The organism is Streptomyces sp. CBMA156 (assembly GCF_014596515.1).
In the GTDB taxonomy this organism is placed as follows: domain Bacteria; phylum Actinomycetota; class Actinomycetes; order Streptomycetales; family Streptomycetaceae; genus Kitasatospora.
This window is the reverse complement of the sequence record NZ_MSJQ01000171.1, coordinates 19,432-31,429: the sequence shown is the minus strand read 5'-3', so window position 1 is coordinate 31,429 and position 11,998 is coordinate 19,432. Positions and strand designations below refer to the sequence as shown.

At 71.7% G+C, this 11,998-nt stretch carries 11 protein-coding genes and 1 rRNA gene; 7 read left to right on the top strand and 5 right to left on the bottom strand.

From position 1 onward, the window contains the following. From BU198_RS42150 to BU198_RS14550, 4 genes are all read right to left on the bottom strand, one after another. A 16S ribosomal RNA gene (locus BU198_RS42150) occupies positions 1 to 166 on the bottom strand; the annotation flags it as partial. Positions 167 to 606: 440 nt separating this feature from the next. Continuing rightward, the gene (locus BU198_RS14560) at positions 607 to 1,683 is read right to left on the bottom strand and encodes a threonine aldolase family protein (protein ID WP_188297268.1); all 1,077 of its coding nucleotides are present in this window, start codon (positions 1,681 to 1,683) and stop codon (positions 607 to 609) included. Then, positions 1,680 to 2,438, bottom strand: coding sequence for an SDR family NAD(P)-dependent oxidoreductase (locus BU198_RS14555; RefSeq protein ID WP_188297263.1), 759 nt, complete (start codon positions 2,436 to 2,438; stop codon positions 1,680 to 1,682). The genes BU198_RS14560 and BU198_RS14555 overlap by 4 nt, the downstream gene beginning before the upstream one ends. After that, a complete protein-coding gene (locus BU198_RS14550; protein WP_188297262.1) occupies positions 2,435 to 3,835 on the bottom strand; it encodes a DUF6421 family protein in 1,401 nt (466 codons plus the stop codon). Before BU198_RS14550 ends, BU198_RS14555 begins: the two co-directional genes overlap by 4 nt. Positions 3,836 to 4,357: 522 nt before the next feature. Between BU198_RS14550 and BU198_RS14545 the strand changes: the two genes are divergently transcribed. From BU198_RS14545 to BU198_RS14525, 5 genes are all read left to right on the top strand, one after another. Next, entirely contained in the window at positions 4,358 to 5,245 is an 888-nt protein-coding gene (locus BU198_RS14545) for an ABC transporter substrate-binding protein (protein WP_188297261.1), read from the top strand. A 170-nt stretch (positions 5,246 to 5,415) separates the two neighbouring features. Continuing rightward, positions 5,416 to 6,237, top strand: a complete 822-nt coding sequence (locus tag BU198_RS14540; RefSeq protein WP_223244384.1) for an amino acid ABC transporter permease — start codon at positions 5,416 to 5,418, stop codon at positions 6,235 to 6,237. Continuing rightward, positions 6,234 to 6,992, top strand: a complete 759-nt coding sequence (locus BU198_RS14535; RefSeq protein ID WP_317620120.1) for an amino acid ABC transporter ATP-binding protein — start codon at positions 6,234 to 6,236, stop codon at positions 6,990 to 6,992. The genes BU198_RS14540 and BU198_RS14535 overlap by 4 nt, the downstream gene beginning before the upstream one ends. Positions 6,993 to 7,318: 326 nt before the next feature. Further along, positions 7,319 to 7,873 (top strand): DUF5134 domain-containing protein, encoded by a 555-nt coding sequence (locus tag BU198_RS14530; RefSeq protein WP_188297260.1) that lies wholly within the window; start codon positions 7,319 to 7,321, stop codon positions 7,871 to 7,873. A gap of 191 nt (positions 7,874 to 8,064) precedes the next feature. After that, positions 8,065 to 9,012 (top strand): M56 family metallopeptidase, encoded by a 948-nt coding sequence (locus BU198_RS14525; protein WP_188297259.1) that lies wholly within the window; start codon positions 8,065 to 8,067, stop codon positions 9,010 to 9,012. A gap of 58 nt (positions 9,013 to 9,070) precedes the next feature. Here the strand turns inward: BU198_RS14525 and BU198_RS14520 are convergent, their stop codons facing one another. Then, a complete protein-coding gene (locus BU198_RS14520; RefSeq protein ID WP_317620119.1) occupies positions 9,071 to 9,505 on the bottom strand; it encodes a MarR family transcriptional regulator in 435 nt (144 codons plus the stop codon). 87 nt (positions 9,506 to 9,592) lie between these two features. On the opposite strand from BU198_RS14520, the gene BU198_RS14515 reads away from it, so the two are divergent. Next, positions 9,593 to 11,107, top strand: a complete 1,515-nt coding sequence (locus BU198_RS14515) for an MFS transporter (protein ID WP_188297258.1) — start codon at positions 9,593 to 9,595, stop codon at positions 11,105 to 11,107. A gap of 229 nt (positions 11,108 to 11,336) precedes the next feature. Further along, on the top strand, positions 11,337 to 11,942 hold the full coding sequence (locus tag BU198_RS14510) for a TetR/AcrR family transcriptional regulator (RefSeq protein ID WP_223244379.1): 606 nt from the start codon (positions 11,337 to 11,339) through the stop codon (positions 11,940 to 11,942). The last annotated feature ends 56 nt before the right edge of the window (positions 11,943 to 11,998 follow it).

Genomic DNA, 11,998 nt, shown 5'->3' with positions numbered 1-11,998 from the left:
AGATTGGACCCCGTTTCCAGGGCTTGTCCCAGAGTGCAGGGCAGATTGCCCACGTGTTACTCACCCGTTCGCCACTGATCCACCCCGAAGGGCTTCACCGTTCGACTTGCATGTGTTAAGCACGCCGCCAGCGTTCGTCCTGAGCCAGGATCAAACTCTCCGTGAATGTCTTCCCGGCAGTGCTTAATTAAAAGCGCCGGGTCCACACTCGCGTTGAGCGGCACGGCAACCACCGGAATAGGGCGGTCCCGCGCACTGCGTCCTCGCTAGTGTTTGTTTCAAAAGGAATCTCCAACCCCAGGAAACCTGAGGCCGGGGATGTCAACATATCTGGCGTTGACTTTTGGCACGCTGTTGAGTTCTCAAGGAACGGACGCTTCCTTCGGACTGCCTTCCAGCAGACCCTCCGGGCTTCGTTCTTTCGTGTTTCAAGCTTATCAGACGTTTTCCGCTCCGTTTTCCGGAGTTTCATTCATCGGATTTGCTTTCCGCTTTGCCGCCCCGGTCTCCCGCGGCGACTCCGGAACTGTACGGGGACCGGCCCGCCACATGCAAATCGTCCCGCCCTGCTGTCGCAGGACGGGACGATCCGTCGTCGGGGCACCGTCAGGCGCGGCCCATCTCCTCGGCGATGGCCTCCGCGAAGGCGTCGATGTCGGCCTCCGTGGTGTCGAAGGCGCACATCCAGCGGACCTCACCGGTGTGCTCGTTCCAGAAGTAGAAGCGGTAGCGCTTCTGGAGCCGCTCGCTCACCTCGCGCGGGAGGATCGCGAACACCGCGTTCGCCTGGGCCGGGCGAACCACCTCGACACCGTCGATCTTCCGGACCGCGGCCTCCAGGCGGCCGGCCATCGCGTTGGCGTGGCCGGCGTTGCGCAGGTAGAGGTCACCGGAGAGCAGCGCCTCGAACTGGACCGAGACGAAGCGCATCTTCGAGGCGAGCTGCATCGAGGTCTTGCGCAGGTACTTGATGTTGCGCACCCCCTCCGGGTTGAGCACCACCACGACCTCGCCGAACAGCAGGCCGTTCTTCGTGCCGCCGAAGGACAGCACGTCGACGCCCACGTCGGCGGTGAAGGCGCGCAGCGGCTGGCCGAGCGAGGCCGCGGCGTTGGCCAGACGGGAGCCGTCCACGTGGACGAGCATGCCCAGCTGGTGGGCGTGCTCGGTGATCGCGCGGATCTCGTCGGCGGTGTAGAGGGTGCCGAGCTCGGTGCTCTGGGTGATGGAGACCGCGAGCGGCTGCGCGCGGTGCTCGTCACCGAAGCCCCAGGCCTGCTGGTCGAGCAGCTCGGGGGTGAGCTTGCCGTCCGGGGTGGGGACGGTGAGCAGCTTGATGCCGCCCATCTTCTCCGGGGCACCGCCCTCGTCCACGTGGATGTGGGCCGACTCGGCGCAGACCACCGCGCCCCAGCGCGGGAGCAGCGACTGGAGGGCGACCACGTTGGCGCCGGTGCCGTTGAAGACGGGGTAGGCCTCGGCCGTCTCGCCGAAGTGGCGGCGGAAGACGTCCTGGAGGTGGGCCGTGTAGTCGTCCTCGCCGTAGGCGATCTGGTGACCGCCGTTGGCCAGGGCTATCGCGGCGAGGACCTCCGGGTGCACGCCGGCGTAGTTGTCGCTGGCGAAGCCGCGGACGGCGGGGTCGTGCCGCCGTACCGCGTCCGTACGGGTGAGGTCGGTCATCGGGCTGTCAGCCACAGGTGCTGTCCGTTCAGTTCTGCTGCGGGGCGGTCCCAGAGGCCCGCCAGGTGGTCGGCGAGGTCAGCGGTGTCGGTGAAGCCGGCGAACTTCGCCTCCGGCTTCTCGGCCCGCATCTCGGGGCTGACCAGCGCCTTGATGACCAGGATCGCAGCCGCCGCGGTGGGCTCGCCGTCGGGGGCCGTGGTCTCCTTCTTGAAGGAGTCGGCCATGGCGAGGGTCCACGCCTCGGTGGCGGCCTTGGCGGCCGCGTAGGCGGCGCCGCCGGCGGTGGGCTTGTGCGCGGCCGCGGCGGAGATCATCGCGTAGCGGCCGGCGGTGCTGCGCAGCAGCGCCGGCTGGAAGGCCAGCGAGGTGTGCTGGAGGGTGCGCACGACGGTGTCGTGCAGGAAGTCCCAGTCGTCCAGCCGGGTGTCGAAGAAGGTCTTGCCGCCGCGCCAGCCGCCGACCAGGTGGAACAGGCCGTCCACGTGGCCGTGCTCGGACTCCAGGTGGTCGGCCCAGTCGTGGACCTCCTGCGGGTCGAGCAGGTCGATCACCTGGCCACTGACCTTCGCTCCGCGGACGGCCACCCGCGTGGCGTCCAGGGCGGACTCCAGGCGCTGGGCGTCGATGTCGGCGCCGATCACGGTGGCGCCGCCGGCGGTGAGGCGGCGCAGCACGGCGCGGCCGGCCGGGCCGCTGGCTCCGGCGACGGCGATGACCTTGCCGGCCAGCGGGGAATTGGTGGAGGTGGTCACGCGGCGGCTCCCTGGGTGCTGGTGCCGGTGATACCGGCGGTGGAGGCGATGACGCCGCTCAGCTTCTTGTTGAGGGCCTCGTAGAACATGCTCAGCGGGAACTCGTCCGGGAGCACGGCGTCGCACAGGGCCTTGTTGAGGGCCTTGCCGTCGGTGATGTCGAGCGGGAGGGCCTCGGAACCCTTCGCCCAGGTGGAGGCGGGGTGCGGGGTGAGGTACCGGGAGACCAGCTCGTAGGCGGCGATCCAGTGGGCCGGCTTGGGCCGGTCGATGCCGTCGCGGTACAGCTTCTCGATGTCGCCGCAGAGCGCGTTGGTGACCTGCTGGGCGCGCTCCCAGTCGATGCTGAGGCGGTTGTCGCGCCAGCTCAGGGCCTCGTGCTTGTGCAGGTAGGCGAAGAGCAGCTGGCCGCCGAGGCCGTCGTAGTTGCGCACCCGGTCACCGGAGACCGGGAAGCGGAACAGGCGGTCGAAGAGGACCGCGTACTGGACGTCGCGGGCGTGCGGGTTGCCCTCGGACTCCAGCTGCACCGCCTCCTTGAAGGTGGTGAGGTCGCAGCGGAGCTCCTCTAGGCCGTACATCCAGAACGGGCTGCGCTGCTTGATCATGAAGGGGTCGAACGGCAGGTCGCCGTGGCTGTGGGTGCGGTCGTGGATCAGGTCCCACAGGACGAAGGTCTCCTGCGCGCGCTGCTGGTCCTGGAGCAGGCCCTCGGCGTCGGCCGGGATCTCCAGGCCCAGCTGCCGGACGGCGCTGGTGGAGACGGCGCGGAAGCGGGCGGCCTCGCGGTCACAGAAGATGCCACCCCAGGTGAAACGTTCCGGTGCCTTGCGCACGGCGACCGTCTCGGGGAAGAGCACGGCGGAGTTGGTGTCGTAGCCGGCGGTGAAGTCCGTGAAGGTGATCGGCACGAACATCGGGTTGTCGAAGCGGGTGCGCTCCAGCTCGGCCAGCCAGTCGGGCCACACGACGCTCAGCAGGACGGCTTCCAGGTTGCGGTCCGGGTTGCCGTTCTGGGTGTACATCGGGAAGACGACGAGGTGCTCCAGGCCGTCCTCGCGCTGGTCGGCGGGCTGGAAGGCGAGCAGTGAGTCCAGGAAGTCGGGCTCGCGGTAGCCGGTGTCGGCCCACTTGGCGAGGTCCGCGTCGACGGCGGCCAGGTAGGCGGCGTCGTGCGGGAAGTGCGGGGCGAGTTCCTTGACCGCGGTGCGGACGCTGGCGACCAGCGGGTCGACGGTGTGCCGCTGGACGGCGGCCAGGTCGATCGAGCCGTCCTTGGACTGCAGCGGGCGCAGCGTCTCGACGGCCTCCTTCAGGCGCAGCCAGGCCGGGTGGCCGGCGAGGGTCGAGACCGGGGCGTCGGCCGCCGCAGCGAGCCTTGGCGAAAGATTCTGCATCGTGGACTCACTTCGACAGGAGTTATTTCAACGAGGCCACCATAAGTACGAAAGGTTCTCCTGTTCAAGGGGGCCAGGACCGGCAAAGTTCCGGCGCGCCGCCGTTCCGGGGACGAAACCTCCGGCGGGAGGCGGGTCGTCCGACATGTGGACACTGATCTGGATGATCTGGACAGATGCGCCGCTCTGATGCGAACCTCCCCGCATGCTCCCGGCGGTGATCACGGTGGCCGAACGCCACGACAGCCCGTTCCGGGCGCCCTCCCGTCGGCACGTCCGCCGTCGCGCGCGCGGCCTCTGTTGCCGCTGTCGCCGCTGTTGTTGACCGGTTGCCGCCGACCAGGCTGCCTCCGGTCCGGCTCGGGGGGGCGCCGCGGACGCGGGCCCGTACGCCGACCATGCCGTGTGTGTTCCGGCGCCGCCACCGGGGGAAGTGACCCGCCGGGATCCGGCCCGCCTCGCCGCGCCCTCCCGTGCCGCCGCCCTTCCCCGTCCCGCCCGGTCCTTCCCCTGGAGCCCACCATGACCCTCCGCAAGCCGTCCGCCGTACTGCCCGTCGCCGCGCTGGTCGCCGCCGCTGCCGTGCTGACCGCCTGCGCTCCGCAGGACTCCAAGTCCGACACCGCCTCCGGTGCCTCAGGTGCGGCCGGGACGGCGGCGGGCTGCGCGCTGGGGGCGCTGGCGACGCGCACGGGCGGGACGCTGACCGTCGGCACCGACAAGCCCGCGTACGACCCGTGGTTCTCCGAGGACAAGCCGGAGAGCGGCAAGGGCTTCGAGTCCGCCGTGGCCTACGCGGTCGCCGAGAAGCTGGGCTACCCCAAGGAGAAGGTCAGCTGGGTGGTGGCACCGTTCAACAAGGCGACCGCGCCGGGCGCCAAGGACTTCGACTTCGACATCAACCAGGTGTCCGTCAGCGACGAGCGCAAGCAGGCGGTCGACTTCTCCTCCGGCTACTACGACGTGCGCCAGACCGTCATCGCGCTGAAGAACTCCAAGGCGGCGGGCGCCAAGAGCATCGCCGACCTCAAGACCACCAAGCTCGGCGCGCAGGTCGGCACCACCAGCCTGGACACCATCACCGACACCATCAAGCCGAGCACCCAGCCCGCCGTCTTCGACTCCAACGACCTGGCCAAGGCCGCGCTGAAGAACGGCCAGATCGAGGCCCTGGTCGTCGACCTGCCGACCGCCTTCTACATCACCGGCGCCGAGGTCCCCGAGGCCCAGGTGGTCGGCCAGTTCGAGGCGGGCGCGCGGGCCGAGCAGTTCGGCCTGGTGCTGGACAAGGGCTCCAAGCTGACCGGCTGCGTCTCCCAGGCGGTGGACGCGCTGCGCGCCGACGGCACGCTGGCGAAGCTGGAGAAGCAGTGGCTCTCCGACGCCGTCTCGGCGCCGGTGCTGAAGTGAGCGCTGACCTGGGCCCCGAGCTGAGCGGGGAGACACCGGACACCGCGCCGGCGGAACTCACCAAAGCCTCGGCGGCGCGGGCCGGGGCGTCCGTTGCACGGACCGGGAAGCAGGCGGCCCGGACCGGGGAGCCGGCGGCGGAGGGTGGCTACCGCCCCTCCGAGCGGCGGCTGGCGCACGAGGCGTACCGGCGGTCCCGGGCCCGCCGTTCGGCGCTGATCGCCACCGCGTCGACCCTGGCAACGGCCGTCGTGCTCTACCTGCTGGTCGTCAACTCCCCCGGCTGGGAGGTGACTCGGCGCACCTTCTTCAACCTCGACTACGCCCGTCAGGCGCTGCCCGAGGTGCTGAAGGGGCTGCGGCTCAACCTGGAGCTGATGCTCGGCTGCGGGGCGCTGATCCTGGTGTTCGGGCTGCTGCTGGCGGTGTTGCGGACGCTGCGCGGGCCGGTCTTCCTGCCGGTGCGGCTGCTGGCCACCGCGTACGTGGACTTCTTCCTCGGGCTGCCGATGATCATCTGCCTGCTGGTGATGATCACCGGGGTGCCGGCGCTGCGGCTGACCGGGGTCACCACCGATCCGCTGCTGCTGGGCGGGGCCGCGCTGGTGCTGACGTACTCGGCGTACGTGTCGGAGGTGTTCCGCTCCGGCATCGAGTCGGTGCACCCGAGCCAGCGCGCCGCTGCCCGCTCGCTGGGGCTGACCAACGCGCAGGCGATGCGGTACGTGGTGCTGCCGCAGGCCGTCCGACGGGTCGTGCCGCCGCTGCTCAACAACCTGGTGAGCCTCCAGAAGGACACCGGGCTGGTCTCGATCGGCGGCGCGATCGACGCGGTGTACGCGGCGAAGATCATCGCGGCCCGGTCCTTCAACTTCACGCCGTACCTGATCGCGGGGCTGGTGTTCATCGTGCTGACCATTCCGCTCACCCGGTTCGCCGACTGGCTGACCACCCGGACGAACCGCCGCCGGCTCCAGGGCGGTGCGGTGTGACGGCGAGCGAGGTGCTCCGGCTGGAGTCGGTGCGCAAGACCTTCGGCGGCCAGGTGGTGCTGCGCGACGTGGACCTCGCCGTGGCCGAGCACTCGGTGACGGCGCTGATCGGGGCGTCCGGCTCCGGCAAGTCCACGCTGATGCGGTGCGTCAACCTGCTGGAGGGGATCGACGACGGGGCGATCTTCCTGGACGGCGAGGAGATCACCGATCCGCGTGCCGACGAGGACGCCGTGCGGCGGCGGATCGGTGTGGTGTTCCAGTCGTACAACCTGTTCCCGCACTTGACGGTGCTGGAGAACATCACGCTCGCGCCGCGCCGGGTGCACCGGGTCGCCCGGGCCGAGGCGGAGGCGCGGGCGCTGGAACTGCTCGACCGGCTCGGGCTGGCGGCCAAGGCGAAGGAGTACCCGGACCGGCTCTCCGGCGGGCAGCAGCAGCGGGTCGCCATCGTGCGCGCGCTGGCCACCGGGCCCCGGCTGCTGCTCCTGGACGAGATCACCGCGGCGCTCGACCCGGTGCTGGTCGGCGAGGTGCTGTCGGTGGTGCGGGACCTCAAGGAGCAGGGGATGACGATGGTCATCTCCACCCATGAGATGGGCTTCGCCCGTGAGGTGGCCGACCGGGTCTGCTTCCTGGACGACGGAGTGGTGCTCGAACAGGGGGCGCCGGAGCAGGTGTTCGGCGATCCGCAGGAGGAGCGGACCCGGCAGTTCCTCAGCCGGGTGGTCGCCTCGGGGCGGCTCCAGGGCTGAGGCCTCCGCGACGGTCGGGCGGGCGCGGGCGGGGCCGGCCACGGGTGGGCCCGAGCGAGGTGGGCCGGGGCGGACTGGGGTGCGGACTGGTGTGCGGTCGGGGCTTTCGCGACGGTGGCACCACTGTGCGCCCCTGTGCGCGCCCTGGCAGCGCCCGGCCGGGTGCGGTGATCGTGGACCGGACGACCGTCGCCGCGCGCGGGGGGTCGGCGGACGGATGGCAGCTGACAGATGACAGCGAACAGATTTCATCATCTGTTATCTGTCAGCTGTCTGCCGTCCGCTGTTCGCCGCCCTCCGTCGCCCATCGCCCCGGGAGGCCGCCGTTGCACGGACCCACCCTGGTCAACTGGCTCCTCGCCCTCCTCACCGCAGGCGCCGGCGCCTCCTGTCTGGTCAGGCTCGGCCACTCCCCCTGCGCCCCGGGCGGCGCGCACCGGCCGCTCGCCCGCGAGTCCGACGCCGCCGAGGCCCTGATGGGGCTCGGCATGGCCGTGATGGCCGTCACCGGCGCCATCGTCCCCGCCCCCGTCTGGGCCGCACTGTTCGGCCTCCCCGCCGCCGCCTTCCTGTTCGCCGCCGCACACGCCCCCGCCGGCCGGGCCCACCGGCTGCACCACGCCGTCGGCGCGCTCGCCATGACGTACATGGCCCTCGCGATGGCGGCCACCTCCGGCCACGATCACCACCACGACGCCACCCTGGGCCTCCCGGCACTGACCGGCACCCTTCTCCTCTACTTCGGCGGCTACACCCTCTGGGCCGGCAGCCGACTGCTGCGCACCCCGGCGGGCACCCTCGCGATCGGCACCGCCGGGCTGCCCCAGGCCTGCCGACTCACCATGGGCATCGGCATGTTCGCCATGCTCCTGACCATGTGACGACCCCACCGGCCCCACCTGCCCCATCGCCCCACCCGGCACCCCGGCCCGCCCCCGCCGGACCCCAAAAGCCCGGCTCGGGCGTGGCGTTGGTCACTGGCCCGTCGAAAGCCGTTCCACCGGGCGTCGCCAGCGCATAGGTTGACGGGGAGCGCGTTGTCGCGTTCCGTGCGTACCCGGGGAGCCCATCGATGCCCGCCCTGATCGGCCTGTTGCTGCTCGGACTGCTGCTCTCGACCCTCGCGCCCAGGCTGCTGGCCCGGGCCCGCTGGGCGGAGCGCGAACCGGTGCTGGCCCTGCTGGTGTGGCAGTGCCTGGTGGTGGCCGTATTGCTCTGCTGCGCACTGGGCCTGGTGCTGGCCGCCTCCGCCGCCCTGCCGGAGCTGCGCTCACTGGTGTTCGCGGGCGCGCCGCGCGGCGTGGAGGCCGCGTACGGCCTCCAGGACGCCGAGGGGTGGGGCCGGCTGTGTGCCGCGGTACTGGCGGCGGGCGGGGTGCAGACGGTGCTGGCGCTCACCAGGGAGGTCCGCACGGCCAAGGCGCTGCGCACCCGTCGGCACGCCCAACTGGCGACCCGCGCACCCGAGTTGCCCGACACCATCGAGACCGCCCGGAACCGCGGGGAGCGGCTGGTGGTACTGGAGAACGTCCGCCCCGAGGCCTGGTCGCTGCCCGGCCCCGACTCCCGCCTGGTGGTCACCACCGGCGCCCTCCAGCAGCTGACCGACCGGGAGCTGGCGGCCGTGCTGAGCCATGAGCGCGGCCACGTCAGGGCCCGGCACCACTGGCTCCAGCAGTTCGCCCAGGCACTCGCCTCCGGCTTCCCCGGGGTCCGGGTGTTCAGCGCCTTCCGGGGCCAGGTGGCGGAGCTGGTCGAGCTGGCTGCCGACGACCGGGCCGCACGCCGGCACGGCCGGCACACCACCGCCCTGGCGCTGGCCGAACTCAACCTGGACCGCGGCGTGTTCGGCTCCTGCCCGCCCGGCCTGGCGCAGTCCCCGAAGCGGGTGGACCGGCTGCTCGCGGGCCGCCCGCGGCTCACCGTGCCGAACCGGCTGCGGCTCACCGTCGCGGCCCTCGCGGCGCCCGTCGTGGTCGTCCTGCTGGCCGCCGCGCCCGGGCTGCACTCACTGCTCTGAGACCGCTCCCGCGCCGACGCGTGACCCCTGACGATCCGCCGGGCGGCCGGCCGGCCCGTCAGTCCGTGGGCGTTCCGCAGGCCTGGCCGGGCTCGTCGCCGAGGGTCCGCCCCAGCACCTCGCGATGGAGCGGCCTGGCCTGCTCGTAGCGCTCCCGACCGGCGTCGGTCAGGGTGAGCAGGACGCCCCTGCGGTCGCTCTCGCACATCGCGCGAGCGACCAGCCCGGCCTTCTCCAGTCGGGCGATCAGCCGGGACAACGCACTCTGGCTCAGGTGGACGGTGTGGGCCAGCTCGCTCACCCGCACCGCGCGCCCGCCACCGCCCCCGCACTCCTCGACGAGGCGCTCCAGCACCTCGAACTCGCTCATGCCCAGCCCGTACCGGTCGCCCAGCTCGCGGTCGAGCATGCAGGCCGCGGCGGCGTGCCGGGCCAGCAGCTCGCGCCACTGCGCGACGAGACCGGCCTCCGCCGGGGAGTCGAGTTCAGCCACGCCGCCACCCTAGCACGTGCATCGTCAATTATTGCGTTCACATCTAATTCATTTGCATTGAATGCATGTGCATGTACCGTCCTCTCCATGACCACCGCGACCGTCACGTCACCCGACGCCCCGTCAACCAGCGGGCCGCACTGGACTCCCCGCCTCTGGGGCACCCTGATCGTGCTCTGCGCCGCCATGTTCCTGGACGCCCTGGACGTCTCCATGGTGGGCGTCGCCCTCCCGTCCATCGGCTCCGACCTGCATCTCTCCACCTCCACCCTCCAGTGGGTGGTCTCCGGCTACGTGCTCGGGTACGGCGGCCTGCTGCTGCTCGGCGGGCGCGCCGCCGACCTGCTCGGCCGCCGCCGGGTGTTCCTGGTCGCCCTGGGCGTCTTCGCCGCCGCCTCGCTGCTCGGCGGCCTGGTCGACGACGGCGCACTGCTGATCGCCGCCCGCTTCCTCAAGGGCGTCAGCGCCGCCTTCACCGCGCCGGCCGGCCTGTCGATCATCACCACGACCTTCGCGGAGGGCCCGGCCCGCAACCGCGCGCTGTCGATCTACACCACCTGCGGCGCCAGCGGCTTCTCGCTCGGCCTGGTCCTCAGCGGCCTGCTGACCTCGGTCGGCTGGCGCTGGACCTTCCTGATGCCCGTCCCGGTCGCGCTGATCGCCCTGGTCTTCGCCATCCGACTGCTCCCCCGCCCGACCGAGGAGCCCGCCAAGGGCGGCTACGACGTACTGGGCGCGATCACCGGCACCGCGACCGTCCTGCTGCTGGTCTTCACCGTCACCGAGGCCCAGGGCGCCGGCTGGCTGAGCCTGCGCACCCTCGGCTCGCTGCTCGTCGTCGCCGTCCTGGCCGCCGCCTTCCTGCTGGTGGAGAGCCGCACCGCGCACCCACTGGTCCGGCTCGGCATCTTCCGCAACGGCTCGGTCGCCCGGGCCAACGTCGTCGCCTTCGCGATGACCGGCGCGTACGGCGGGTTCCAGTTCGTGGTCACCCTCTACCTCCAGCACCTGCTCGGCTGGTCGGCCCTGGAGATGGCCCTCGGACTGCTCCCCGCCGCGGCCCTCATCGCGCTCTCGGCACCCTTCATGGGCCCGATCGTGGACCGCTTCGGCACCGGGCGGCTGCTGCCGATCGGCCTGCTGTCGCTGGTCGCCGCCTTCGCCCTGTTCCTGCGGCTGGACGAGCACAGCTCCTACCCGGGCCTGGTGCTGCCCTCGATGCTGCTGCTCGGCGTGGGCTTCGCGTTCGCCTTCCCCTCGGTGAACATCGCCGCCACCGACGGCGTGGCCGACGAGGAGCAGGGCCTGGCCTCGGGCCTGGTGAACACCGCGATCCAGGTCGGCACCGCGGTGGTGCTGGCCGGGTCGACCGCGATGATCACGGCCGGCAGCGCGGGCGGCGACAGCCCGCAGGCCCAACTGGACGGCTACCGGCCGGCCCTGATGTTCGTCACGGCGATCGCGCTGGTCGGCCTGGCGGTCGCCGCGACGGGCGCCCTGGTGGACCGGCGCGGGAAGTCAACTCCCGTACCAGTAGCGGATCATGACGCCCCGCCGGCCGGATCGCCCGCGGCCCGGACCGAAGTCCTGGCCCGGCGCTGACCAGCGGGCCGGCCCATGGCCGGCCTCCGGACCGTCGGGCAATGGCGCCGGCTCCACCAAACCCCCGTGTTGGTGGAGCCGGCCGTCTTCGTGGCCGCCGCCCGGGCAGCGCCCCTCGAGGGCGCGGTTCCACGGTGCGGCTGTCGGCTCCGCAAGTATATTGGCTCGAAGCCAACGAACGTTCGGAGCAGACACGATGGCACCTCGCGGGGATTCGGTCAATGAGGAGATGCGGCAGCGCTCCCGCCGACGCATCATGCGGGCCACCGTCGAGCTGGTTGACCAGCGCGGTTACGCGGGCACCACGCTGACGGACATCGCCGAACGGGCCGGACTCGCCCGCGGACTGCTCTCGTACTACTTCGACGGCAAACGGCTGCTGATGCAGTCCGCGACCCACCGGATGATGCACCAGTCCCTGGCCGACGCGCTGGCGGAACTGCCCTCCGGCTCCTCCCCCGACACCCGGCTGGCCCGGGCGATCGACACCGTCCTCGGACTGGCACTGGACCACCCCCGGGTGATGCGCTCGCACCTGGCACTGATCCTCGACCCGGACACCGGCGCCTTCGTCCAGGACCCGGAGCAGCAGCAGCTCGGCGCCATCCTCCAGAGACTCCTGCACGACTGGGGCGCACCCGATCCGATCGCCGAGCACGCGGTGCTGCGCAGCGCGCTGATGGGCGGCTGCATCGGGGTGCTGCTGCCGGGCGCCGAGATCTCGCTGGCGCCGATCCGGGCCGACCTCTTCCGCCGCTACGACCTGGCCTGGGAACTGGGCCGCCCGCCGCAGCCGTCCCCGCCGGAACGCGAACGGCCGCCGGCCCGCGACTGACGGCGGGTGGGCGGCCTGGTGACCGGCTGCCGGGGGGCCTCGCGAGCGAGGGAGCT